Genomic DNA, 24,940 nt, shown 5'->3' on the forward strand with positions numbered 1-24,940 from the left:
AATAGGCTGTGACATAAACAATAAATGGTTAGTTTCTGTAGTGTTTACTCACACGTTCAATGGTTTCTTCTAAGGGCTTGAATTTGAAATTTAATGCATTTTGAATCTTGCTACTATCAAAAAATGATTGTGATTGAATTGATTTAGCCGTTTGTTTAGTCAATCTTCTGTGTTTTCCTGTAAAAAACTGTCGCAACCAATCCATTCGCCAAGCAATTGCTAATAAAAATGGACTAGCTTCTTTTGTTGGCGGTTGTACATGTAACGCTTTTGCTGTTGTTTTTGTAAATTTTTCTAGCGTCCAATTTTCAGCAACCAACACAAAACGTTCACTTTTTATATCACTTTCCATCAACTGAATCATGATGTAAACAACATCTTGCACATCAACATAACTCAAAACTCCGTTAGTGTAATACTTCAATCCTTTGTCAATTTTTCGAAACAAAGAACCACTTCCCAAACGCCAAAATCCAGCACCTAAAATAATAGCAGGATTTACAATTACAACATCCAAACCTTCTTGCGAACCGCGCCAAACTTCCATTTCCGAACCGTATTTTGAAATTGCATACACACTATTATCAATTTCAGGATTCCAGTGCGTTTCTTCCGTAATCGGAATTGTTGGATCTTCATTTTCGCCCACAGCGGCAACCGAACTCACAAAACAGAGTTTTTTTACACCATGTGCGATACATAAATTTACAATATTGGCAGTTCCTTCAATATTAATCTTGCGTAATGTGTCAAAATCTTTCGGATCAAACGAAATCAAAGCGGCTACATGATATACATGTGTTACATTCTCAAAAGCAAGTTCCAGCGAAGGAATATCCGTTACATCAGCTTTTAACCATGTTATCTTATCAAAAAAAGGAGTTGGATTGTCAAAATAGTATGAGAAAACATTTTTAACTGCTTCCAGCTTGTCAAGCGTTCTATAAATTGCCTTTACACGCTGTTCATTTCTTACTAAATACGCTAATAAATGCGCGCCAACCAATCCAGTTCCACCAGTAACTAATATCATGCTACTAAAATAAACTTTTTTCTTTTCACTTTTATATCTTTGCGAAGCTTTAAAAGATTATACAGATGAATAGCAATTTAGTAGAAGAATTACGTTGGAGAGGAATGATACACGATATCATGCCAGGAACTGAAGAACAATTGAATAAGGAAATGACGACTGCGTATATAGGATTTGATCCAACATCAGATTCTTTACACATTGGTAGCATGGTACCTATTATTTTATTAATGCATTTGTATAAGTCTGGACACAAGCCAATTGCGTTAGTTGGTGGTGCAACAGGAATGATTGGCGATCCATCTGGAAAGTCAGACGAGCGTAACCTGTTGACAGAAGATATTCTAAATCATAATGTTGCTGGAATCAAAGGTGTATTGTCTCGTTTTTTAGATTTTAATTCGAATGAAAAAAATGCGCCAATTTTAGTAAACAATTACGATTGGATGAAGAATTTTTCTTTTATCGATTTTGCACGTGATGTTGGAAAACGAATTACGGTAAACTATATGATGGCAAAAGATTCTGTAAAGAAACGTGTCACAAGTGAAGGAGCAGGAATGTCGTTTACTGAATTTACATACCAATTGATTCAAGGATACGATTTTTACCATTTACACAAAGAACACAATTGTTTGTTGCAAATGGGCGGATCGGATCAATGGGGAAATATTACCACAGGAACAGAATTGGTTCGTAGAATGAATACGGAAGAAGCTGCAAAAGCATACGCAATGACCTGTCCGTTAATTACCAAAGCTGATGGAACGAAGTTTGGAAAAACGGCTGGCGGAAATGTGTGGCTAGATGCCGATAAAACTTCGGTATACCGTTTTTACCAATTTTGGTTAAATGCTTCGGATGAAGATGCGATAAAATATATTAAAATCTTTACATTTTTAGATAAAGAAACAATTGATAACTTAATTGCGGTACATACAGAAGCGCCACATATGCGTTTGTTGCAGAAGCGATTGGCGGAAGAAGTTACAACATTGGTTCATAGTAAAGAAGATTTAGAAAATGCACAAAAAGCAACCAATATTTTATTTGGGAAATCAACTACGGAAGATTTTAAACAGTTAGACGAACAAACCTTATTAGATGTTTTTGAAGGTGTTCCGCAAGCGGAAATTGAACGTGCAGACATTGAAGAAGGTTTGGATATGATTGCGGCATTAGCGGCTAAAACAAACTTTTTAAACTCTAATGGAGACGCGCGTAGAGCGTTGAAAGAAAACTCGGTTTCTGTAAATAAAACGAAAGTTAAAGAAGATTATAAAATTACGACAGACGATTTGATTAATGATAAGTTTGTAACGATTCAACGTGGAAAGAAGAAGAATTTCTTGTTGATTGTTAAATAGTTTAATCAATAAATGGTATAAGAAGGTGTTTGACAATTTTGTTGAACGCCTTTTTTATTTCCCCGAATTCATTTCATTTTTTCCTCGATTCATTTCATAGCTATTTCAAAAACGGCACTCTCAAGATACTTTTGGAGTGTTATTAATTTTGAATTACTATAATTATGAAAACCATTACAAGACTTTTAATCGCTTTTGTTTGTTCAATTAGTTTCGGACAAAATTTTACAGGAAAAATAATTGACAAACAAAAGCTACCTATCTCATTTGCTAATATTGTAGCAAAAGATAAAGCTGACGATTCACTAATTACAGGTGTTATTTCTGATAAAAATGGGGAGTTTTCAATACATATAAAAAAGGGAAATGTGTATTTAGAAATTAGTTTTGTCGGATTCAACACTAAAAAAATATATCCGACGCAACCTACTATCGGAACAATCGTTTTAGAGGAAGATGGACAACAACTACAAGAAGTAGTGATTACTGCTCGTCAAAAACTCATTCAACAAAAAGTAGATCGATTAATTTTTAACGTAGAAAATACTGTTGCTGGTACTGGAGGAACCGCTATTGATGCACTAAAGGCTACACCAAGTGTTAATGTAGATACAGACAATTTAGCCATTGTAGGGAAAGGAACTGTACGTGTAATGGTTAATGATAGAATTGTACAATTATCTGGAAGTGAATTAAATGCTTATTTGAATACGATTGCATCCGATGATATTAAAAATATTGAAGTGATTACAACTCCTCCATCCAAATATGATGCTGAAGGGAATAGTGGACTTATTAATATTGTGCTAAAAAAATCAAAAGAAAATAGCTGGAATAATCAAGTAAGAGCTTCGTATACACAAGCAACATATTCGTTATTTAATTTTGGAAACACATTTAACTATAATAAAGACAAGATAAGTTTAATTGCTTCATTAAATCGAACTAAAGGACATACGGCACAGTTTAATGAGTTTGATATTATTTACCCATCTGCTTCCACCGAAACAAATCTTGATATGAAAAATAAAGAAAATCTGATTTCAGGTAGGTTAGGTTTAGATTACAATTTAACAGATAACGCTACTATTGGTATTTTATATTCTGGTTCATTTGAAGATAAAGGTATAAACGATGATGGAATAACACGAATGAATGATGGTAATGGAACGTTTACAGTTAATGAAGGTAACGCTGAGACCACAAGAAAAAACCACTCTATTAATGCGCATTACATTCAAAAATTAGATACGCTTGGTAGAAAACTATCTGTGGATGTGGATTACTTTAACTTCAAAAATTCATTTAATAGAAATTTTAGCAGTGAACAATTTATTACAAATGAAAGCTTCTTTTCAGCAGAAAATAGTACCAATCAAAATCTTAAAAATTACAGTGGAAAAATAGATATGGAACACCCAAGCGAGTGGGCAAATTTTTCTTACGGAGTAAAAACAACACTTACAAAAACAGATAGCGATGTAGCGTTTTATAATACCACTACTGGGACTCCAATTTTTGATCCAACACAGAGTAATGAGTTTGTGTATTCTGAAAACATCAATGCCATATATGCAGACATGTCTAAACCTTTAGGTGAAAAATGGCAAACAAAAATTGGGCTTCGTTTTGAAAACACACGCACAAAAGGAGTTTCAAAAACAAACAATCAAACAGATATCAATTCGTATAACAAACTATTTCCATCTGTGTTTATTGGGTATACTCCAAGTAGCGTAAACATGTTTAACTTGAGTTATAGTAGAAGAATTCAACGTCCTAGTTTTGAGCGTTTAAATCCGTTTCGTTTTTATATCAATTCTATTTCGTATCAAGAAGGAAACCCATTTTTAAAACCACAAATTTCTGATAATTTAGAAATAAAGCATATTTACAAAGGAAAACTCATCAGTAAAGCATTTGTAAGTTATGTAGACAATGGATATTTCAATATTATTGAAGCAGCAGATGGAGCGCAACAAAGAATTGTAGTAACATTTGACAATTTTTATACAGCTTATAATTACGGGTTAACGGAAACTTTCCTATTCAACCCAACAAATTGGTGGAATACAACAACACAAGCAACCCTATCAAAAATGGACACCCGATACAAAAATGGATTCGATTTAGATGCTGAGTTATTAAGCGGATGGAACTTTCAATTTTACAACAGAAACGTATTCCATTTAAACGAAGCAAAAACAGTACAAGCAGAAACTACACTTATTTACGCTTCGCCACAAAAATTGATGTATTTTTCAGTATCAGAAATGGTGAGTTTAGATTTAGGATTAAAGTTTTCACTACTAGATAAAAAGCTTAATTGCACACTTGCTCTTAACGACATATTAAGACGAAAAGCAACTAGTGTAAATACCAAAACTAACGGAATAGACCAAACATACTATAACTATTTTGATACTAGAAGTGTGAAAGTTAGCTTAAATTATAGCTTTGGCAATAAAAAAATAAAAGTAAAGCAACGTAACTCTGGAAACGAAGCAGAGCAAAATAGAGCAAAACAATAAGTAATATACAAGAAGGCTGTTTAAAGAATTAAATATTTTAAACAGCTTTGTTTTTAAACTAAAAATGTATTTTGTAAATCTAAAAATTATAAAGAAGTGAAGGTTTTCAATCAAAAAATAAATCTAAAACAAGTTTTAATCGTAATTGCACTATTGTTAATAAGCAATAGTGTTAAAATCTTTATTTTTTATCTCATACGACTTAAAGGTGACATTGATTTTTATAGCTATTACCATCACGTAACTATTTTAATATTTTCTATAGTTGCATTGCTATCTGTACTGGTTTCCTGGAAACTCATCAAAAAAATAGATACTACAAATACAATTCTGAAATTTGTAAAGGTCTATATTTTATCATTTTTTATATTCATTAGCATAGGTCTTATTATCGATTTTATTTTATGGACAACATTTAGTAGTCAAGAATATGATTTTATGGCTAGATTTTTAAATATGCTGTCGGTTGCTTTTGCATTTGTTGATGTCTTTGCGCTCACTTCAGCATTCTTATATTTTAGACAATCTCAAAAAATCACATTAGAATTAGAACAAGCCGAAAAAGAAAAGGCAATTATTCAATCCCAAATGTTACAAAAGAATTTAGAGCCACATTTTTTATTCAACAATTTAAGTATTCTATCAGGATTGGCTAAAAAGAAACCGGAGCAAATGGAAGATTTTATTGATGATTTTTCTGATGTATATCGTTACTATTTAAAACACGGAAAAAAGCAATTAGCCGAGTTGAAAGATGAACTTTCATTTTTGAAAAATTATATGAATTTGATGGAAAAACGCTTCGGAAATGCCTATCAATTAGAAAGCAAAATAGAAAATACTGACGGATTTGTAATTCCGTGTTCATTACAATTATGTGTAGAAAATGCGATAAAACATAACAAAGCAAGTGTTCAAAACCCTTTATTCATTTCGCTTTCGCGGGAAAATGATTGCATCATTATAAAAAACAAACTAAACAAAGTAGATTTTACTTTAGGGACAGGCACAGGGAATGATTATCTCAAGCGTCAATATCAAATCAGTTTTAACAAAGACGTTACTTTTACAGAAACTGACACTGAATTTATTGTTGAAATCCCGCTAATTTCACAAATATGAAAGTACTCATCATAGAAGACGAAGCTATAAATGTTGAAATCATTTCAGATCATATTCTTCGGTATAATGATAAAACCGAAATTGTAGCTTCGTTACAAAGCAAAGAAGAAGTAGAAAAATGGTATCAAACCAATGAACAAGTAGATTTGGTGTTTTCTGACATCGAATTGTTAGACGGAAATGTGTTTTCTTTATTGAAAACTAACATTATAAAATCTCCTATAATTTTTACAACTGCCTACAATACTTTTTACCAAGATGCTTTCGATGTAAACGGAATCGCTTATTTACTAAAACCCATCAGCTATAACAAGTTTAGTAAGGCAATGGAAAAGTTTGAAAACCTACAAAACAACGAGGTTGATTGGATGAAAGTATCAGAAACCATTCACGGATTAAACAAAAATTATAAAGAGCGCATCATCATAAAAACTAAAACAGAGATAAAAATTTTAAGCACAAAAAATACGGGAGCAATTTTATCTAATTCAGGAAAATGCTTTGCGATTGATGAGAACGGGAAAGAAAATGAATTCCGCTATAAATTATCCGATTTAATACAAGAATTAAACCCAAAAGAGTTTTTTCAAATCAATCGTGGTGAAATCGTAAATATCAATTTTATTGAAAAAATTGAGCCTTATTTTGGAGATAGATTGGCAATTTCGATCAAAAACTACAAACAGCATTTAATTACAAGTGCATCTGCAACAAGTGAATTTAGAAAATGGATTGAGTAAAAAAATGAGCAATTCCAACGCTTTGATGTATAGATTCTTTCAAAAAAACGAAGCCCTGAATAGTGTGTAGTAGGAGCAATATTCAGGGCTTAAATCATTAAATAACTAAACTAACTTGAGATGAAAATCTCTATAGTTAAGTCGTTTTTAGCTGTAAACCTTTCAGGATGTTTGTGTTAAATAAATTATAAAATATAAAGGTTTTTGAAAATATTATGTTCACTTATAAACTTACATCCGTGTATTGTATTCCTATTCCGCTGCGTTCTGCACCTTTTGATTGTGTTAAAAAACCATTAGGTTACAACCACGAATGTCTGAATGATCAAAGCGTCCGATGATTTCAAAAGTTCCGTTCGAATATATTTTTCCTAAATCTTGTGTAGCAATAAATGAACAGGAGTTTATGTTTGCCAAATCTATTACATTAATTCCGCCCGATTTTCCGTTGGTTTGTATTGTTAATGCATCTTCTGGATCGCGTGTGAATAGTTTCATCCAAGGTGGCGTTTGAAAGATGCCGTTTCCGTTAGAATATCCTTGTGAGAGCAATTCGGTCATGCCGTATTCTGAGTGAATTTCGGTTACGCCAAAACCTTCACAAAGCAGTTGGTGTAGTTCTGTGCGAATTAGTTCTTTTCGGCGACCTTTCATACCACCAGTTTCCATAACAATGGTATGTTTTAGCTTGAATTGAGACGTTTCAATCAAATCTAATAACGCAAATGAAACACCAATTAGGAGCACTTTTTTTCCTGCCGTGTCAAGTCTGATGAGTTTTTCTGTGAGTGCTTTTAAATCATGTAAATAAAAACCACTTTCCGCTTGTTTGCTACGCTTAATGAGGTCGTTTGCCATATAGACTAATGACGAGCCTTTTCGTTCTAAATAGTTGGGCAAAAGTGCTAAAACGATATAATCTTCAATGTTTCCGTAGAAATAGTCAAACCCTTTGCGATAGCTTTCTTCGTAAATAGATACGTCAGTCACATGATGTTTGCTTGTCGTACTTCCTGTTGTACCAGAACTTGTAAATGTTTCTTGAATTTGATTCGTATTGGAAACAATTTCATGCGATTTGAAGAATTCTATGGGAAGAAATGGAATGTCTTCAATTTTTGTAATGTCACTAGGATGTTTGTACAGTAAATCGCAAAATGAACGATAGGTGCGATTATTTTCAAATTGATGTTTGAACGTTTGAAACGTCAATGCTTCAAAAGTAGCTTCATCTGTAATGTTGAAAATAGTGTTGGAATTCATTGTTGTGTTCTGAAAGCACAAAAGTACTTAAAATAAGGGAAAACTACCGTTACTTTTGTTTTTGTGGTGAACTTTGTATGAGTTTTTCCAACTGATTTTTTGAAATGAGTTCTTTGTTAAATTTGCTCAAAATAAAATCGGGTTTTTGATACGCATTAACGTTTGCTGTTTTATATCCAACATAACCAATCATCCAATCTTTGTTTGCGTATAGATGTGGTTCGTACACTTTAAATTTAAAAGTTAGAAAGGTTATCCCGTTTTGTAGTTCAGTTGTGTGTTGGTATTTTATTTCATTTGGAAAGCTGTCAAAATCATCGTTCATATTTAGCCAATTTGCTAAATAACTTTCCGACGATTTTTCAATGTTTAGTAATGCTTTTGGGAATAGATTCGTTTTGTTGAATTTTTTGAGTGCGTGATACACCAACGTTCTGTACTCTAAGTTTTTCGCATATTTTTTGATTGTAGCTACTTTTGGATTCTGCCCTTTTTTGATCTGTTTGTAGATTGATCTGATTTTATCAAATTTTAAATCATCTCCAGTCAAATTAGAAATTCGGTTTCTGTTATAAATTGTACAGAAACAATTAAGATGATTCCAATAATTAACTGAATTATTTCCATAGTGTATGCACTCATTTTTTGCCTGAAACGACAAAAATAGATAAAATTATAAGGTTTACCTTAGCTTGTTTCTATTGAGATAGAAGAAATTATATTAATTTGATTGTGAAAAATTATGTTAGAAGTTTCTAATTTTTAGAAGTTTCATCAATCTTAAATTCTATTACAGACTTTATTGTATATACATGATCGGTAGTATTTGTAGCTTTTAATTGCATTGTAAATGTTTTGCCTACAAACGAATTGTCATCTTTTCCATATTTCTCAAATAATTTATTTTCTTCGTCTTCTATTGTAATGGCTTGGTTATTACTGTTTGTAAAGAAACACATTCCACCTTCGCTACCATCAAAAACAACTTTGTATGTATTGATGTTATTATCATTTTTTGCTTCTTCAGAATTACTCATAGTTAGACTAGTTGAAAAAGCGACTAAGCTAAAAAGGGTTATTATAAGTTTCATGATGTATTGGTTTTTTGGTTAATTCTATAAGTTAGTCATTGTATACTGACTTTAGGTGCTGATTCAATTTTTTTTGAAAATTTAGTTGATAAATCTACATGTATTTCATTTTACATTTTTGACTTTCTTTTTAAGAAATTCTTGGTGTTTGTCAGTATTTCACGAGTCAAAATGTGTTTAGTTTACTCTCTTACCATGTTTTCATTGTTATTTGAAGTTATCAAAATTGATACTTGCGCGTTGTTGTATATTGCTTTAGGGATAACTCTACCTATTCTTGCAAATTGCTTTTGTAAATATGGCTGTGTATTCATAATTGATAGTTTTATTAATTTCTTTATACAAATTAACGTCTACAATTGAAATTTTTTATTACACATTTTTAATTTTTTGTTATAGAATTTTAATGAGCCTACGTAGTTGCATTCTATGATGCTGAGATACATCTTATTTAAAAAAACCACCAAGTTTGGATATGTTTTAGGGAGAGATACTGAAAGTGTATGAAATTTGAATACCAATAAAAAAGCATCTTGAAATTTCAAGATGCTTTTTCGTATGTGATATGTATTTGGTAAAATTACTTGATGACTAATTTCTTAGTTGCAGATTTACCATTTTCTGTAATTTTAATTATATAAATTCCTGATTGTAAACCAGCAACATTTAATGTATTTGTAATTTTAGTATTGATTACTTGCTTTCCAATAATACTGTATACTTTTACTTCTTTTACGCTGTTTGAAGCAGAAGCGATTGTTACTGTATTTCCGTTAGTAGGGTTTGGATACATGCTAAATGTAGTTGTTCCAAATTCTTCTGTACTTAAAGCATCTTCAATATCACTAGCATATCTTGGTAATACTTGACGAGTCCCGCTAAATTCTCCACCTAAACCAATGATGTTTGTGTGTGTGTTAGGAACTGTAGCCATAACAATGTCTTCATCACCAAAAGAAACTCTGGCAACAGTCATGTCTCCACCACCAACTAAAGTTACGTTATAGTCTGTATTGTCTGTGAACATTGTACCAACATCCATAGCATCAAAAGTAACATCTAGTAATCTGATTAATCTACTTTCGTAAGCTTCACCATTTGTTAAAAATTCAGAAACAGTTACATCAATTGGTGAAACAACGTTTCCTGTTGTAGCGGCACCAGGTACATTTTCAGTTGGCACAAATTGAAGTACACCACTAAATTGAGATAATTGACCTTTTAATCCGATAAGACCATCTCCGATGTTTAATGGAGTGCTTAATGTTCCTGCTGTATCATCAATTAAAATTCCTGCACCACCATCTTGGATGTATTTTTGATTTCTTGTTCCTTCTGTTACGATATAAGAAATTACAGCTTGACCAGTTAACTCGTAAAAGCCACCAATAGTTCCATTACGTAAGTCTGTAATTGTTGCTACTTGTGTTTCACTATTAATAGAGAAAGAAACCATTTCAGTATCAACTACTACATTGTTTTCAAGTAACTCAACAGTTACATCATACATTCCACCATCTACAGTTGGAATTGTATAAGGACTAGAAACATCAGCGTCAACTGGATTTGTGTTTACAGTAATATTTACTTGGTTTCCAGCAACCATTAAGTCAATGTTTTGTGTTGTAAAAGTTACATCTACACTTGACGTTCCAGGAGAAAAAGTGCTTCCATCAGCAGGTGTTACAATACTCAAAGAAGATGCTGTAGAGTTATTCATAATTTCATTCCAAGAAGTAGCAACACGAACACCATCAGCAAGGAAAGTTGGAATGTTACTTGATTGACGAATTGCAATAGCACTAATTGATCTTCCAGTAGTTCCTGTATTGGTCGCTTCTGGCGTTGCAGGCTCTGTAGCAGTTACAGCAGTTAATACGTGTAAGTTAGAAACTCCACTCGTAACTTCATAAGAAAAAACTAAAAGATACGTAGTGTTTAAGGCGTAAGATGTTGTTCCGTATGTTAAGGTAGAACTACTTGTTCCAACACCAAATTGAATGCCTCCGCTTCCATCATCTCTTGCTCCAACTCTTGTAGTAAAACCACCAGAAATATTAAAGTGTAAGAAATAGTTTCCTGTACTTACAGCACTTAAGTTTACTAGCGCACTTCCATATACAGTTCCAGTTGAAATACCTGGAAAAGATCTGTTCACATCTTGAGAAGTTCCAGAAACTGATGCGTGTCCACCAATTCCTGAAGAAGGATATCCAGCCATTGTTAAACTTGGCGTTGCTACATATTGTACTGGGTCTGCAGATCCTGAATGCTGAACCCATGCGCCACCACTTGCCGCAGTTAAGTCTCCATCTGTCATTCCATAATCAAAGTTCTCTTCCAATACTTGTCCAAAAGACAAAGAGGAAATTAACAATGCAACTAGTAAAAAGTAATTTTTAGTCATACGTTATATTTTAAACTATTTATAATAATATATGGTGCAAATATACAAAAGAAGCTGAATTATAGAAGCCAACTTACGTAATTATACGTTGTTTTAACCATTTGATAACAAAAGCATTAATGTGTTCATAGCAAAAAACGCCTTCCGATAAGAAGGCGTTTTTAATTTTTATACTTTTTTTGAAATTAGTTTCCTACAGTCCAGCCAGCTCCCCAAGTTGAGTAGTCAGTTCCAGTTCCGTTTCCGTCACCAGTGATTAAGTCAGCATCTGTAAATGTAACTCCCGTATCATTTTTAACTTTTAATGTGATGTCTGTGAATAAGATATCAGTAACAGAAGTTTCGCCACTAGTAACTCCAGCACCAGTTGGGCTATCAGTTGCGTTTCCGTCTAAGTCAAACCCTTCACCGTATCCTTCTAAAACTACATTGTTAAATGTTGCTCTTGTACCAGCTCTTAAACGAATAGCTTCACTGCTAGTTGCAGATCCTAAACCTACAATTGTTAGGTTATTTACTGTTGGGTTAGAGAAGTAAATTGGGCTAGAGTTGTTTCCGATATCAGTATTAAAACCATCAGCTTCAATTCCTTTGTCATGATCAGCTCCATGCTTTACATATGCATTTGTAATTGTTCCTGTATATCCTTCTGTCCAGTCAATAGAATCGTCTTGTGCATTGACAACAGAAATGTAATCAGCATTTACAGTTCCACCAAAGAACTCAAAACCATCATCTTTTCCTTCAAATACTTGCACGTATTCAACAGTTGTTCCATTTCCAACTCCGTAGAAAGAAACGCCATTGTTTTCTGATTGTCCATCTGCAGAACCACCAGAATATTGTACACGTACATAACGTAAGATTCCTGAGTTGTCCGTAGTATCAGTTCCTCCGTAAGGTAAACTAGCAATTTCAGAAGTAGCAGTTGCGTTTCCTGCAACAGAGTTGATAGGCGCGTCTCCTAATAAGATTAAACCTCCCCAATCTCCAGCAGCTGGTGCAGAAGCATTCGATGTAAATACGATTGGGCAATCAGCAGTTCCTTGTGCGTCAATTTTAGCTCCTTGAGAGATAGCTATATATACATCAGATCCAGCAGCTAACGCTTCAATTGTCATACATGGAGGAATTGTTAATGTCGTTCCTGATGCCATGATTAAAGATCCATTTACAACATAGTTGTTGTTTGCGTCTAATGTTAAATCTTCAGTATATGTTCCTGATAAGAAAATTGTATTTCCAGTTGTTCCACCACCTGGGTTTGTTGTGTTGTTTGTTACACTGTTGTCAGTTATGTTTATATCTGCAGTGTCGTCTGTTGCACAAGAAGTCATAACTAATGCTCCTAAAAGTGCGAATCCAAATATTAAGCGATTTTTCATTTTTTTGTGTGTTTAAGTTGTACTGTTTTATTGTATTTGTTAAAATTTATATTTTAATTGTAATCCTATGTTTCTTCCTCTATCGTAGTTAGAAACCCCTTTTCCATTTGTTGATGTTACTAGTACATCTCCACCAGAAGTTTCACGAACGTATTTTACTTTTGGGTTTAGTAAGTTTTTAACACTGAAGTTAATTTCAAAGTTTTCTGTGATTTCATTTTTCATGATAAAATCTAATGTTGGAACCGCCTTTTCAATGATGTTTCCTAATTGTCCAGATCCCAAGGCGTCAATTCTGTCTGAGAAATACGAGAATACTAAGTTTCCTGTTGGTTTGTAACTTCCAAATGTTGGAGAGTAACTTACATCTGCGTTTAAGATGAATGGTGAAGCTCCTTGTAATTGTTCCGAGCTGTTTCTAAAGTTTACACTGTATGTTCCTTGAATTACATCAAATAAATCTTGCTCTGTGTGCATGATTGTAGTGTTCAATCCTGCAGAAAGTAATGTTTCTTCGTTTTCGTCTTGTAATAAGTTTTTTCTAATTTCAATTTCAATTCCGTATACATCTGCTTTTTCTCCAGTTCTGAAATAACGTTGTGTTCCTGTTGCATCAAAAGCAACTACTCGGTTTACAGGATCAGAGATTTGTTTCGCGAAAGCAGATACAGAGAAGATTTCTCCTTTTCCAAAGAACCATTCGTATTTTAAATCAAAGTTTAATACGTTAGAATATGCTACATCTGATACATTGATAAAGTCTGGATTGCTTGATCCTAGTAAGTCTGGATTACCACCAATTCTGTTTGTTACATCAATGTATACAAAAGGAGCCGTTTCTTTAAATTCAGGTAATGAAACCGTTCTACTTGCAGAGAAACGTAAGTTTTGCTCTTCAGTGAGTGCATATCTAATATTTAAACTTGGTAAGAAGAAGTTTTCGTAAGCACTTGCTGTGGCATTTCCGCTGTTTCCTAAGTTGATTACGTCGTATTCAATGCTTTGATCAAATGATTCAACTCTAAGTCCTGGAACAATTAGCCATTTTCCTGTTTTTATTTCTGCATTTCCGTATCCAGCAAATAAGTCTAAGTTTCCTTGGTATGTGTTTTCCGGACTTCCAGGTCTGTTTGTGTTACTTAATCCTGGCAATGAATTGATTACTTTTATTTCATAAATCCCGCCAGAAGTTAAGTTTAAGTTTGTAGGCGTAAATACACTATTTAAGCCATTTACATCCGTAATTGCAAAGTCAGAATCTACAATATCATATCCGTAACGAATGTTTTCAAAGTTACGTTCTTTGCTTCTTGCATTGTACCCAAAGTTTAGTTTGAAGTTTTCGTTTGCTTCATAATTTAGGTTTAAACGCCCATTAAATTCTGTATCATCAATATCTTGGAAATAACGTTGGTTGTCATAATCTACGTTACTAAAGAATGTTGGATTTGTTGTTGGATCAGCGTCTAACGCAAATTGATAATTTTCAATACTAATACGCTTACGATCTGGTTGTTTTGCATATACAACGTTGTAACCAGCCGCCCAATCTAGTTCAAATTTACCTGATTTATGGTTACCAATTAGTTGGTTTACATATACTTGGTTTTGATCAAATTGTGCATTCATCTGATAAAAACCTTCATCAGTATTTAAAATGGCATCTCTGTTTCTACCTTTTCCATCAACACCAAAATATCCAACTTCGTTTGTAGAACTGTTGATGAATAATGAATTAAATTTTAATTTATTTTTATCATCAATTTTATAATTTACAGTTCCCATGGCAGTTGTGGTTGTACTGTATTCAAATTCTTCAGCAGCGCCAAATGTTTTCTTTTCTACTGTAGTAAAGTCAGTTGCTTCACCACTTCTGTATTCATATCCGTTTTCAAAAGAAACAGTTCCAAATAGACTTAAACGTGATCCGTTTTCGAAATCAAATGATTTTCCAGCTGAAGCTCCAAAACTTATATTGATTGGTGTGCTTACATCTTCTGGGTCAATTCCGTGTGATAAAATCACAGCAAACGGATTTTGGTTATGTCTTGCATAATCTCCAAAAAATCCAGAACCTTCACTTTTTACAAAGTTTTCTCCAATTGCATTTGTATTTACACTTGTTCCTACAAATACATCAAAAAATCCTTTTCCTTTATATTCTTTCGAATCAATATTTACGTTTCCAGCGGCAAAATCTCCGTATTGTTTAGAAGAATATGCTTTACTAATAGATACATTTTCAATTACATCAGAAGAAAATAAACTCAATTCAATGTTTTTCTTATTAATATCATTTGCAGGCAATGGCAATCCGTTGAACGTTGTATTCAAATACCGATCACCCAATCCACGTACATACACATTGCTTGATCCTTCTTGTTTTGAAACTCCAGATATTTTAGAAACCGCTCCTGCTGCATCTCCAACACCTTTCTTAGCCAATTCTTCAGCTCCAATACTTTGTTTAATATCAACAGCTTTCTTTTGTTCTAATAACAAAGCCGCTTCAGATACTTTACGTGTTGTTGCAGTAATTACAACTGCATCTAAACTTGCTGCATTGGCACCTAAAATAATATCTACCGTTGTAATTTTCCCAGGGTTTACAATTACATTAGGAACTTCTCTTGTTTCGTATCCAACAAAACTAAATACCAATGTATAGGTTCCTGGTGCTACATTCGGAATTTGGTATAAACCATCAAAATCAGAAGTTGTCCCTTTTGTTGTTCCTTTAATAGAAACATTGGCAAATGGTAAAGGATCATTGTTAACTTCTTTATCTTGCACTTTTCCGGCAATAGTTCCGTTTTGTGCATATCCTAAAAAACAAGTTATTAATAGGAGAATCGTAAATGTAATTTTTTGTCTCATCTAGGTTTTTATTTCACAGGCAAAGAAATAGGAGAGGTGTAAAGATGGTGTTACTTGCAGGTTAAAACTTTGTAATATGTATGTTAGGTTAACGTTATCATATTAAATGAGTGTTAACTGCTTTCATTATTTAATTTTATCTTTACTTTTGAAGTGATGTAAAACACACGATTATTGTTTAATTAAAACAAAATCAACTACTTAAATCTAAACAACACACAGATGAAAAAAAAGGATATTAAAATATTATTGGTTGATGATGAGCCAGATATATTAGAAATTGTAGGATACAATTTATCTTCAGAAGGATATCAAATATCAACAGCGGCAAATGGTGTAGAAGCTATTGCAAAAGCAAAAAAAGTAAAACCACATTTAATCATTATGGATGTAATGATGCCCGAAATGGACGGAATTGAAGCTTGTGAGAATATCAGAAAAGATACAAATCTTGCAAATACAATTATTACATTTTTAACAGCACGTGGTGAAGATTATTCGCAAGTGGCTGGTTTTGATGCAGGCGCAGATGATTATATTACAAAACCCATAAAACCGAAAGTTTTGGTTAGTAAAGTAAAAGCTTTGTTACGTAGACTTAAAAAAGAAGAAGAAAACGCCCAAATTGTTACGGTTGGTAATATTGTAATCAATAGAGAAGAATACAAAATTGAAAAAGAAGGTGTAGAAATCATTTTGCCTAGAAAAGAGTTTGAATTACTTTCTTTATTAGCTTCACGTCCTGGAAAAGTATTTAAAAGAGAAGAAATTTTAGATAAAGTTTGGGGAAATGAAGTTATTGTTGGTGGACGAACTATTGATGTACACATTCGTAAACTACGAGAGAAAATAGGTGAAAACCACTTTAAAACTGTAAAAGGTGTTGGGTACAAGTATGTACAATAATATATGGCAAGAAAACTTAAAAAATCTTATAAATTTGCTTTACGATCGTCGTTATATATCACACTATTTACAACGTTGACCTTAATTGCATTGCTTTACTTTTTCGGTATCACAAATTTTGTGATACCTATGCTGTTCATGGCAATCTGTTTTATATTTTGCTTCTTCATCATACAATTTAGAGTAGAACGATTTATCTACAGACGTGTAAAACGAATTTATGATGATGTAACACTGTTAGATGTAAGCGACTTTCAAAATCATCCAATAACTACGGATATGGCAACGCTGACTAAAGAAATTGAAAAGTTTGCTACCAATAAGAAATTGGAAATTGAAACCTTAAAAATCAGAGAAAATTACAGAAAAGAGTTTATCGGAAACGTTTCTCACGAATTAAAAACTCCACTATTTACCGTGCAAGGTTATATTTTAACCTTGTTAGATGGCGCAATGAATGATAAAAATATTCGTAAAAAATACCTAAACAGAGCAGGAAAAGGTGTTGAACGATTAATCTATATTGTGAAAGATTTAGATATGATTACAAAGCTTGAAGCTGGAGATTTAAACCTTCTAATAGAAGACTTTGATATTATTGAATTGGTACAAAGTGTATTTGATTTGTTAGAAATGAAAGCCGCTAAGAAGAAAATTACGTTGGCTTTTGATATGAATTATAGCAATCCAATAGTAGTTTCAGCAGATAAAGAACGGATTCAGCAAGTATTAACAAACCTCATTGTAAACTCCATTAAGTACGGACGTGAAAATGGTACGACAGAAATAAGTGTTGAAAATTTGATCAGAAACAAAGTCATTATACGTGTTACAGATAATGGTGAAGGAATTGAACAAGAAAACATTCCACGATTATTTGAACGTTTTTACCGGGTAGAAAAAAGCCGTGGACGTCAAGAAGGTGGCTCAGGTTTAGGACTTTCCATTGTAAAACATATTATTGAAGCACACAACGAAAAAATATATGTAGAAAGCGAATCTGATGTTGGTTCAGAGTTCTCATTTACCTTGGAAAAGACGGAATAAATCTTCGTAATCTTCTGTGTAATTAAAACTGCTCAAGCCTTTAAAATCTTCAACACGTGCTAATTGATCAATAGAAAAATTATCTTGTGTCGCTGTCGGAACCAACTGTTGTTTTTCCAAGCGTTTGGCAAGATATTCTTGTTCAAACTGTCCTGGTGTTGGAATAAAAAAGGCTTTCTTTTCTAGCTTTGCCAAGTCCATTACGGTTGTATAACCTGATCGGCTTAACACCATTGCACTTTCGTTAAATGCTTTTTCGAGTTGTTCGCTTTGCATAAAATTATACACTTCACAATTCAAAAACTGAAAATGCTCTTGTTTGGCTTCAATCTTCCCGCGAATAAAAATAACTTTTCCAGTAAAGTGTTTCACTTCTTCAAACAGCTTTTCTTCCAACATGGTTCGTTGTGGTTCTGGACCGGATAAAATGACCATCAAATCATAAACGATTGGCAATTCTTGCGAATGCAAACGACTTAACGGACCAATATATTTTAATGATAAAGAATCGTTCTTAAGATGTCCTAATTTCCCTGAAAGATTAGGTTTTTTGGCAACATCAGGAACCCAACATTGCGTAAACTTCTTTATAATAATTTGATGAATTTTACTGCTAAACCATGTTGTTTTTCCACTCAACACATTTAGTTGATGTGTAATAAAAACCGAAGGCACTTTTTTACTATACACACCCAAACGATTGTCTGAGATAATTCCGCAAAAATCACGTTCTTTTACAAGTTTCTTTATAATTTTTTTCTCTTTAGAAATGGCTTTCAGCATTTTGGGAGAATCTTTCAGCATTTTCAATTTGAAGTTTTTCCCTTTCTTAGCATATTCTATTTGATAATCAGGAAGTGTGATGCTTTCTAAATTTGGAAATTCTTTCTGTAATAACTGCAATGCTATACCATCAGAAGCTAGTACAGGTATAAAATTACAATCAAGTAAGGCACGTATAATAGGAATGCAACGTGTAGCATGACCCAAACCCCAATTTAGTGGTGCTACAAGAATAGTTTTGGAATTCTTCATAAAATCAAAGATAAGAATATTAGAAGGTCTGCAAGATTTCCTTAGTTTTGTCAAAATATTAAGAAATTATTGTGGGAAGTAAAAACAAACTCAAACGCTTTCGAGAAAACGATACATTTTCGAATGTAATTCAGCCTACGCGTGAAGAAATTGTAGCCAATGAATTTCCATTTAAAGGAAAATGGAATACGGATTTTTTTAAAAATGACGCGCCAATTGTATTAGAATTAGGTTGTGGAAAAGGAGAATATAGTGTTGCATTAGCAAAAAAGTTTCCAGAAAAAAACTTTATTGGAATTGATATTAAAGGTGCACGATTTTGGCGTGGAGCAAAAACGGCTGTTGAAGATAAAATGAACAATGTAGCTTTTATTAGAACACAAATTGAGCTAGTTGAAGGTTTATTTGCCGAAAATGAAGTTTCCGAAATTTGGATCACATTTCCCGATCCGCAAATAAAATATAAGCGAACGAAGCATAGAATGACAAATGAAGTTTTCTTAGCACGCTACAAAAAAATATTAAATGCAGCAGGAACTGTACACTTAAAAACGGACAGTGAATTTATGCACGGATATACACTTGGACTCTTGCATGGTGCAGGACACGAGGTTTTATATGCAAACCATGATGTGTATAAAAATGAAGGAAGTCCGGCGGAAGTAACTGAAATTCAAACATTTTATGAGTCACAATATTTGGAAGTAAATAAACCTATTACTTATATTCACTTCAAAATTAAGTAATGACCGATTTCATTATTCTCTTTTTTATCACTTTTTCGGCCGCACTTTTGGGTGTTGTGCCGCCTGGGTTGATTAATATTACTGCGGCAAAAATAAGCACGCAAAAAGGGAAAATAAATGGTGTCATCTTTTCTGTTGGCGCTTCGCTAATTGTACTTATTCAAGCATTTATAGCTGTGTTAATTTCAAAATATCTCTATAAGAATAGAGAAGTTATTGATACATTATTAAAAGTTGCTTTAGTCATTTTTATCCTATTAGGTATCTACTTTTTTATCATCGCAAAGAAGAAAAAAGAAAAAAGAATCCGAATGGTCAAAGTAAGTAAGAAAAGCAGTTTTTTTAAAGGAATTTTTCTGGCAACGCTAAATGTCTTACCCATACCATACTTTGCAGGATTAAATGCTTTGTGGAATGTGTCTGGGTTAATGGAATTTACCGTTTCGTACATCATTATATTTGTTTTAGCGGCAGGTTTGGGAACATTTGCTATGTTGTATATGTATGTTTTTTACTTTGACAAATCGCAATCAAGTTCAGGGAAATTCTCAAAACATTCTGATTATATCTTAAGTGTATTAATGCTCGTTTTGGTAATTATTACACTCATTCGTATCTTTTTCAAATAATAAAAGCATTCAATGAAACCTGAAAATCAAAACTTTTTTGAACGTGTGTATGAAGTTGCACGTTTAATTCCGTACGGACGTGTTACCAGTTATGGAGCTATTGCCAATTATTTAGGCGCGGCTAGAAGCGCACGAATGGTTGGTTGGGCAATGAATAGTTCGGGCAAGCATGAAGATGTACATGCACATCGTGTAGTAAACAAAAAAGGCTTGTTGACAGGAAAACATCATTTTCAAGGAACAAACCTAATGCAACAATTATTAGAAAGTGAAGGTGTTGAGGTTATTGACAATCAAATTCAAAATCTTGAAAAACACTTTTGGGATCCTGCGAAAGAATTGTAAAAAAAGAAATCCCTCAAAAACTTAGTCAAAAGCTTCCAAGGGACTCTCAAATTTAAAGAATAACAATTACTATCTTTATATTATATATCTGCAATTTCGCATTCTGTTAATACTTGACTGCATACTTGCGTTTCCGGAGGTCCACTAGATTTGAATGTTCCTCCACCATCTCCACCTTGATAGGTGTTTGATGTGGAATTACAATCTATATCATTATCAAATGAAATTGTCTGCGTACAAGTGTCTCCTGCGCTATTACAACCTTGACTTGCGCCCAAACATCCACTTGAACCACCGTTAAGCAATTGCAAGTTTCTAAGTGATACAATACGGACTTTGTTTAAGTTTAACTTTTTCATACTATTTCTGTTTTAGTTAAGGGAAATATTTTTTAACAATCCTACAGGTTTTGCGAAGCTAGTATAACAAACACAAATTTATAGGTATGTGATTTTCTTGAAAATTCATCAAAAGAAATCTCCCAATATTCAATGTGTGAATCCTTGGGAGATTCTCCAATTTAAAGAATAATAATAATTATTATTATTACATGTCTGCAAGTTCACATTCTGTGAGAACAGCACTACAAGTTTGTGTTGGTGGAAGTGTACCTGATCTGAATGATCCTCCACCATCTCCACCTTGATACGTATTGGAAGTTGAGCCACATGCATTCACATCATATGAAGTTGGATCTGGTATTGTATCCGTTTGTATACAACTAATATCTGTCTCAGCTCCACCTTTGAGTATTTGTAAGTTTCTTAATGATACAACACGTACTTTGTTTAGGTCTAATTTTCTCTTCTTTTTCATACTATTTCTGTTTTAGTTAAGGGAATTATTCTGGAACAAACATATACTCTTTACAGGGCTTGCGCAAGGAAAGTAAGTCTATATTCATGAATTTACGCCGCATTTTGGGCTTGTTCGGTCAATTTTTTAATAAAGTAAGACGGATAGATTCCGTTGATCTTTTTAAATGATTTTGAGAAGGCTTCTGAGGACTTATAACCTACATCTTTTGCAATAGATTTTATGGTATACGAACGAAATCTACTGTCTTCTTTTAAACGTTCTGTGGCATAATCAATTCGTAATTCTGAAAGATATTCTGGAAATTTTTTCTGCCTATAATCGTTAATAATAATAGATGCATACGAAGCATTAGTCCCCATTTTTTTAGCAAGCCATGCAATGGTGCAATTTTGATCTAAAAATACTTGTTGCTGTTCTAACTTTTCTAGTTTTTGCAATAATTCTTGTGCTTTTTCTTCTGGAATTAATTTTTTACGATCAATCTTTTTAGGTTTCGATACAGGTTTTAGTTTTTTAACACTTGTAGATTTGTTCAGTAACGCTTCAAATCGTTTCTGATTTTGATATGATTTATATCTAAAATATCCGAAAAGAAACAAAATAAGTAAAATCAATATGATGATAATTATTTTTGTACTACTCAGCATTTCTTTCTGATCATTGGACTCCTGAGTTAAATCTTTAATCTGTGATTCAAGCAAATCAATATCATACAACTCATAAATAGTACTGATAACATCTAACTTTCGATCGTCATTTTTTTCGTTCAACGCTACAAATTTTTCATAATTCTCTTTTGCTTTTTCGTAATTTCCTAAAGCGTCATACGATTTTGCCAAAATAGGATAAGAATTTTGTAGTTCAATAGAATTACTTTTTCCGAGTGTTATGACTGAATCTACCTTTTTTAATTCAAAAATGGCTTTATCATAGGCTTTCATGCCATAATGTACTTGTCCTTTGATATAATGTAAATGAGGAATTAAGTCATTTAAATTTAAACTGTCAGCCGCTTTTGCTGTGGTTTCTAAATATTGAAACGCCTTGTCATACTCTTTTAGTTTTGTGTAAATATTTGCATAGCCTGATAGTAAATACGTATGCTGATTTGGAAAGTCTTTTTCGGTAAGATCATACACTTTATCATAAATATGCATTGCCGTATCATACTTTTTAAAAGCAATATAGTTTGTTCCTAAAGCAAGCAGTGAATTAATTCTTCCTGCTAACGCTCTCTCTGGTTTCTCTTTCTCCAATGAATCGCAAAGCTTTAAACTTAAATTTAAAACCTTTAGTGCATCTTTCTTATCGCCTGTATCTAACTTAATTAGCCCAATATTATTTAATATAAAAGCCTCTCTGTCATAATCTTGCAGTTCTCGTGCAATTTTTAACTCTTTAATAGCATATTTCAAAGAGTTTTCATAATCGCCCATAAAGAAATATGCTCGTGCAATACTTCTATAAAAAAAACATAAAATTTGCCCTTTATAACCTCTAGCCTGTGCTAAATTTAACCCTTTGGTTGCGTACGCTAGCGAAGTTTCATATGCTCCGTTAGAAAGGGCAATGAGACTGTAGTAATGATATGTTCTAATAATATCTAAATGTGAGTTTGTATCCTGTGCTTTTTCTAAAAGAGCATTGGTATACACAATAGCATCATCATAAGTTTCTGTGTCAAAAAGATGCGCTTTAATGATGCGGTTTAATTGCAAACTAGTTTTAACATGTAAAGAGTCGGGCGTGCTTGAGAAATCTTCTAAAGCAACTTGTGCAAAAGAAACTGTTGAAACCAACAAAAGTAAAAGTGTTAGGGGAAATCGTAAAAGTTTTTTCATATGCATACTAAAATAACGATTGGAAATATACTATATTTTAACAGTATGAAAAATCAAATACAGGCAAAAATAATAGCAATATTAATTTTTCATCAAAACATATGCCTTTCTATTTGTTTTAATTCAAAATTTTAACATTTTTTTAATTTAAAACATATTCACCAACCTCAAAATATAATGAAACCTATAGTTTTCGATAAATTGCCATATCATCTTCAAAATTGATCATAACAAGATTATATTGTACAATCAATCATTTCAATACAACAGCTTCTAATTCTAAACATTTCGCAGTATCTTTGTAATTTAGAATCAATTTATATTATTGATAAAAATAACATTCCGTGAAAATAGAAAAAAAAGATATACAAATTGCATTAAGTACTATCACTGTTCCTGGTGAAGGCGCTAATATGGTTGCCAGTGGAGCCGTACGAAATATTATGACATTTGCAGATGAAATTGTAGTGGATATTGTCATCACAAACCCAGCGTTACAAGCCAAGAAAAAAGTAGAATCAGAAATCATTTCTGTACTACGTGAAAAAGTATATGCCGATGCCAAAGTGAAAGTAAACACGAAGGTAGAAGCACCTGAAAAACCGCAAATAAAAGGAAAGCAATTGCCAAATATCAAAAATATTGTAGCAATAGCTTCAGGTAAAGGTGGTGTAGGAAAATCTACGGTAACAGCAAATATTGCAGTTACTTTAGCAAATATGGGCTTCAAAGTAGGTGTGCTAGATGCTGATATTTACGGACCATCAATGCCAATAATGTTTGATGTTGAAGGAGAAAAACCACTAGCTGTAAAAGTTGACAATGTTTCAAAAATGAAACCTGTGGAAAGTTATGGTGTAAAAATTCTTTCTATCGGATTCTTCACAAAACCAAATCAAGCAGTCGTTTGGCGTGGACCAATGGCGAGCAAAGCTTTAAATCAAATGATTTTTGATGCCGCTTGGGACGAATTAGATTTCTTACTATTAGATCTTCCTCCAGGAACAGGAGACATTCACTTAAGCATCATGCAATCATTACCGTTAACAGGAGCTGTTGTGGTAAGTACACCACAAAATGTTGCCTTAGCTGATGCTAAAAAAGGGGTGGCAATGTTTCAACAAGAAAGTATAAACGTTCCTGTATTGGGAATTATAGAAAATATGGCGTACTTTACTCCTGAAGAGTTGCCAGATAACAAATACTACATCTTTGGAAAAGAAGGTGCTAAAAACTTAGCCGCAGATATAGATGTGCCATTTTTAGGAGAAATTCCATTAGTGCAAAGTATTCGTGAAGCTGGTGATGTTGGACGACCTGCAGCAATGCAAACAGCTACAGTAACAGAAGCCGCTTTTGAAGAGTTAACTCGAAATGTAGTGCAAGAAGTGGTAAATAGAAACGAAAGTTTACCTGCTACGGAAGTTATTAAAATTACAACAATGGCTGGATGTTCAGCTGTTAAAAAATAAACACGTAAACAAGATACAGATGACAAGTGAAGAAATAAAAGACAGCGTAGAAAAGGCACTTGACGAAATTCGCCCTTTTCTTCAAAGTGATGGTGGCGATATCAGACTCGTTGGTATTGAAAATGATAATACGTTGGTAAAAGTTCAGTTAGAAGGAGCTTGCGTCGGATGTAGTGTAAACCAAATGACACTAAAATCAGGTGTTGAAATGACAATCAAAAAACATGTGCCGCAAATTGAAAAAGTAATCAGTGTAGAATAACTGACACATGTCATAAAAAGAC

The 24,940-nt window shown here is 33.0% G+C and carries 23 protein-coding genes; 11 read left to right on the forward strand and 12 right to left on the reverse strand.

Annotated elements, in window-relative coordinates:
- Positions 1-28: 28 nt before the first annotated feature.
- Positions 29-1,033 carry an NAD-dependent epimerase/dehydratase family protein gene (locus tag ACQ654_RS16920; protein ID WP_430411532.1) on the reverse strand — a complete coding sequence of 335 codons (1,005 nt, stop codon included), beginning with the start codon at positions 1,031-1,033 and terminating at the stop codon, positions 29-31.
- 65 nt (positions 1,034-1,098) lie between these two features.
- Here ACQ654_RS16920 and tyrS point away from each other — a divergent pair, with 65 nt between their 5' ends.
- From tyrS to ACQ654_RS16940, 4 genes are all read left to right on the forward strand, one after another.
- On the forward strand, positions 1,099-2,400 hold the full coding sequence (gene tyrS / locus ACQ654_RS16925; protein WP_430411533.1) for a tyrosine--tRNA ligase: 1,302 nt from the start codon (positions 1,099-1,101) through the stop codon (positions 2,398-2,400).
- 164 nt (positions 2,401-2,564) lie between these two features.
- Complete coding sequence (locus tag ACQ654_RS16930; protein ID WP_430411534.1) at positions 2,565-4,931, forward strand: TonB-dependent receptor domain-containing protein; 2,367 nt, start codon at positions 2,565-2,567, stop codon at positions 4,929-4,931.
- A gap of 438 nt (positions 4,932-5,369) precedes the next feature.
- A complete protein-coding gene (locus tag ACQ654_RS16935) occupies positions 5,370-6,053 on the forward strand; it encodes a sensor histidine kinase (protein ID WP_430411535.1) in 684 nt (227 codons plus the stop codon).
- On the forward strand, positions 6,050-6,793 hold the full coding sequence (locus tag ACQ654_RS16940) for a LytR/AlgR family response regulator transcription factor (RefSeq protein ID WP_430411536.1): 744 nt from the start codon (positions 6,050-6,052) through the stop codon (positions 6,791-6,793). Before ACQ654_RS16935 ends, ACQ654_RS16940 begins: the two co-directional genes overlap by 4 nt.
- 285 nt (positions 6,794-7,078) lie before the next feature.
- Here ACQ654_RS16940 and ACQ654_RS16945 read toward each other — a convergent pair whose 3' ends face one another.
- From ACQ654_RS16945 to ACQ654_RS16975, 7 genes are all read right to left on the reverse strand, one after another.
- A complete protein-coding gene (locus ACQ654_RS16945) occupies positions 7,079-8,056 on the reverse strand; it encodes an acyl transferase (protein WP_430411537.1) in 978 nt (325 codons plus the stop codon).
- Positions 8,057-8,105: 49 nt separating this feature from the next.
- Positions 8,106-8,606 carry a hypothetical protein gene (locus ACQ654_RS16950; RefSeq protein ID WP_430411538.1) on the reverse strand — a complete coding sequence of 167 codons (501 nt, stop codon included), beginning with the start codon at positions 8,604-8,606 and terminating at the stop codon, positions 8,106-8,108.
- A 205-nt stretch (positions 8,607-8,811) separates the two neighbouring features.
- Positions 8,812-9,147, reverse strand: coding sequence for a hypothetical protein (locus ACQ654_RS16955; protein WP_430411539.1), 336 nt, complete (start codon positions 9,145-9,147; stop codon positions 8,812-8,814).
- A 182-nt stretch (positions 9,148-9,329) separates the two neighbouring features.
- A complete protein-coding gene (locus tag ACQ654_RS16960; protein WP_430411540.1) occupies positions 9,330-9,461 on the reverse strand; it encodes a hypothetical protein in 132 nt (43 codons plus the stop codon).
- A gap of 266 nt (positions 9,462-9,727) precedes the next feature.
- On the reverse strand, positions 9,728-11,554 hold the full coding sequence (locus ACQ654_RS16965; RefSeq protein ID WP_430411541.1) for a T9SS type A sorting domain-containing protein: 1,827 nt from the start codon (positions 11,552-11,554) through the stop codon (positions 9,728-9,730).
- A 185-nt stretch (positions 11,555-11,739) separates the two neighbouring features.
- A complete protein-coding gene (locus ACQ654_RS16970) occupies positions 11,740-12,939 on the reverse strand; it encodes a multidrug transporter (RefSeq protein WP_430411542.1) in 1,200 nt (399 codons plus the stop codon).
- A 39-nt stretch (positions 12,940-12,978) separates the two neighbouring features.
- Positions 12,979-15,816, reverse strand: a complete 2,838-nt coding sequence (locus ACQ654_RS16975) for a TonB-dependent receptor domain-containing protein (RefSeq protein WP_430411543.1) — start codon at positions 15,814-15,816, stop codon at positions 12,979-12,981.
- Between the two features lie 222 nt (positions 15,817-16,038).
- On the opposite strand from ACQ654_RS16975, the gene ACQ654_RS16980 reads away from it, so the two are divergent.
- Both ACQ654_RS16980 and ACQ654_RS16985 read left to right on the forward strand, forming a co-directional pair.
- A complete protein-coding gene (locus ACQ654_RS16980) occupies positions 16,039-16,722 on the forward strand; it encodes a response regulator transcription factor (RefSeq protein ID WP_430411544.1) in 684 nt (227 codons plus the stop codon).
- A gap of 3 nt (positions 16,723-16,725) precedes the next feature.
- The gene (locus tag ACQ654_RS16985) at positions 16,726-17,769 is read left to right on the forward strand and encodes a sensor histidine kinase (protein WP_430411545.1); all 1,044 of its coding nucleotides are present in this window, start codon (positions 16,726-16,728) and stop codon (positions 17,767-17,769) included.
- Here ACQ654_RS16985 and ACQ654_RS16990 read toward each other — a convergent pair.
- A complete protein-coding gene (locus ACQ654_RS16990; RefSeq protein WP_430411546.1) occupies positions 17,743-18,804 on the reverse strand; it encodes a glycosyltransferase in 1,062 nt (353 codons plus the stop codon). The two genes, ACQ654_RS16985 and ACQ654_RS16990, sit on opposite strands and share 27 nt — an antisense overlap.
- A 71-nt stretch (positions 18,805-18,875) precedes the next feature.
- On the opposite strand from ACQ654_RS16990, the gene trmB reads away from it, so the two are divergent.
- Genes trmB through ACQ654_RS17005 form a run of 3 tightly spaced genes read left to right on the forward strand, consistent with a single transcriptional unit; the run spans position 18,876 to position 20,524 of the window.
- Entirely contained in the window at positions 18,876-19,550 is a 675-nt protein-coding gene (trmB, locus tag ACQ654_RS16995) for a tRNA (guanosine(46)-N7)-methyltransferase TrmB (RefSeq protein WP_430411547.1), read from the forward strand.
- Positions 19,550-20,179 carry a lysine transporter LysE gene (locus tag ACQ654_RS17000; protein WP_430411548.1) on the forward strand — a complete coding sequence of 210 codons (630 nt, stop codon included), beginning with the start codon at positions 19,550-19,552 and terminating at the stop codon, positions 20,177-20,179. The genes trmB and ACQ654_RS17000 overlap by 1 nt, the downstream gene beginning before the upstream one ends.
- Positions 20,180-20,191: 12 nt before the next feature.
- A complete protein-coding gene (locus ACQ654_RS17005; protein ID WP_430411549.1) occupies positions 20,192-20,524 on the forward strand; it encodes an MGMT family protein in 333 nt (110 codons plus the stop codon).
- Positions 20,525-20,604: 80 nt separating this feature from the next.
- On the opposite strand, the gene ACQ654_RS17010 is transcribed toward ACQ654_RS17005, so the two are convergent.
- The 3 genes from ACQ654_RS17010 to ACQ654_RS17020 form a co-directional block, all read right to left on the reverse strand.
- Positions 20,605-20,883 carry a hypothetical protein gene (locus ACQ654_RS17010; RefSeq protein WP_430411550.1) on the reverse strand — a complete coding sequence of 93 codons (279 nt, stop codon included), beginning with the start codon at positions 20,881-20,883 and terminating at the stop codon, positions 20,605-20,607.
- Between the two features lie 187 nt (positions 20,884-21,070).
- A complete protein-coding gene (locus ACQ654_RS17015; RefSeq protein ID WP_430411551.1) occupies positions 21,071-21,340 on the reverse strand; it encodes a hypothetical protein in 270 nt (89 codons plus the stop codon).
- Between the two features lie 92 nt (positions 21,341-21,432).
- Positions 21,433-23,184, reverse strand: coding sequence for a tetratricopeptide repeat protein (locus ACQ654_RS17020; RefSeq protein ID WP_430411552.1), 1,752 nt, complete (start codon positions 23,182-23,184; stop codon positions 21,433-21,435).
- Between the two features lie 344 nt (positions 23,185-23,528).
- On the opposite strand from ACQ654_RS17020, the gene ACQ654_RS17025 reads away from it, so the two are divergent.
- Both ACQ654_RS17025 and ACQ654_RS17030 read left to right on the forward strand, forming a co-directional pair.
- Positions 23,529-24,656 carry a P-loop NTPase gene (locus tag ACQ654_RS17025; RefSeq protein WP_430411553.1) on the forward strand — a complete coding sequence of 376 codons (1,128 nt, stop codon included), beginning with the start codon at positions 23,529-23,531 and terminating at the stop codon, positions 24,654-24,656.
- A 19-nt stretch (positions 24,657-24,675) separates the two neighbouring features.
- The gene (locus tag ACQ654_RS17030) at positions 24,676-24,918 is read left to right on the forward strand and encodes a NifU family protein (protein ID WP_430411554.1); all 243 of its coding nucleotides are present in this window, start codon (positions 24,676-24,678) and stop codon (positions 24,916-24,918) included.
- Positions 24,919-24,940: the final 22 nt, after the last annotated feature.

The organism is Kordia sp. (assembly GCF_965283645.1).
In the GTDB taxonomy this organism is placed as follows: domain Bacteria; phylum Bacteroidota; class Bacteroidia; order Flavobacteriales; family Flavobacteriaceae; genus Kordia.

Excerpts from the sequence above, each read along its gene's own strand:
- ACQ654_RS16920 (WP_430411532.1), bottom strand. The coding sequence starts at position 1,033 with ATGATATTAGTTACTGGTGGAACTGGATTGGTTGGCGCGCATTTATTA.
- tyrS (WP_430411533.1), top strand. The coding sequence starts at position 1,099 with ATGAATAGCAATTTAGTAGAAGAATTACGTTGGAGAGGAATGATACAC.
- ACQ654_RS16930 (WP_430411534.1), top strand. The coding sequence starts at position 2,565 with ATGAAAACCATTACAAGACTTTTAATCGCTTTTGTTTGTTCAATTAGT.
- ACQ654_RS16935 (WP_430411535.1), top strand. The coding sequence starts at position 5,370 with ATGGCTAGATTTTTAAATATGCTGTCGGTTGCTTTTGCATTTGTTGAT.
- ACQ654_RS16940 (WP_430411536.1), top strand. The coding sequence starts at position 6,050 with ATGAAAGTACTCATCATAGAAGACGAAGCTATAAATGTTGAAATCATT.
- ACQ654_RS16945 (WP_430411537.1), bottom strand. The coding sequence starts at position 8,056 with ATGAATTCCAACACTATTTTCAACATTACAGATGAAGCTACTTTTGAA.
- ACQ654_RS16955 (WP_430411539.1), bottom strand. The coding sequence starts at position 9,147 with ATGAAACTTATAATAACCCTTTTTAGCTTAGTCGCTTTTTCAACTAGT.
- ACQ654_RS16960 (WP_430411540.1), bottom strand. The coding sequence starts at position 9,461 with ATGAATACACAGCCATATTTACAAAAGCAATTTGCAAGAATAGGTAGA.
- ACQ654_RS16965 (WP_430411541.1), bottom strand. The coding sequence starts at position 11,554 with ATGACTAAAAATTACTTTTTACTAGTTGCATTGTTAATTTCCTCTTTG.
- ACQ654_RS16970 (WP_430411542.1), bottom strand. The coding sequence starts at position 12,939 with ATGAAAAATCGCTTAATATTTGGATTCGCACTTTTAGGAGCATTAGTT.
- ACQ654_RS16975 (WP_430411543.1), bottom strand. The coding sequence starts at position 15,816 with ATGAGACAAAAAATTACATTTACGATTCTCCTATTAATAACTTGTTTT.
- ACQ654_RS16980 (WP_430411544.1), top strand. The coding sequence starts at position 16,039 with ATGAAAAAAAAGGATATTAAAATATTATTGGTTGATGATGAGCCAGAT.
- ACQ654_RS16985 (WP_430411545.1), top strand. The coding sequence starts at position 16,726 with ATGGCAAGAAAACTTAAAAAATCTTATAAATTTGCTTTACGATCGTCG.
- ACQ654_RS16990 (WP_430411546.1), bottom strand. The coding sequence starts at position 18,804 with ATGAAGAATTCCAAAACTATTCTTGTAGCACCACTAAATTGGGGTTTG.
- ACQ654_RS17000 (WP_430411548.1), top strand. The coding sequence starts at position 19,550 with ATGACCGATTTCATTATTCTCTTTTTTATCACTTTTTCGGCCGCACTT.
- ACQ654_RS17005 (WP_430411549.1), top strand. The coding sequence starts at position 20,192 with ATGAAACCTGAAAATCAAAACTTTTTTGAACGTGTGTATGAAGTTGCA.
- ACQ654_RS17010 (WP_430411550.1), bottom strand. The coding sequence starts at position 20,883 with ATGAAAAAGTTAAACTTAAACAAAGTCCGTATTGTATCACTTAGAAAC.
- ACQ654_RS17015 (WP_430411551.1), bottom strand. The coding sequence starts at position 21,340 with ATGAAAAAGAAGAGAAAATTAGACCTAAACAAAGTACGTGTTGTATCA.
- ACQ654_RS17020 (WP_430411552.1), bottom strand. The coding sequence starts at position 23,184 with ATGAAAAAACTTTTACGATTTCCCCTAACACTTTTACTTTTGTTGGTT.
- ACQ654_RS17030 (WP_430411554.1), top strand. The coding sequence starts at position 24,676 with ATGACAAGTGAAGAAATAAAAGACAGCGTAGAAAAGGCACTTGACGAA.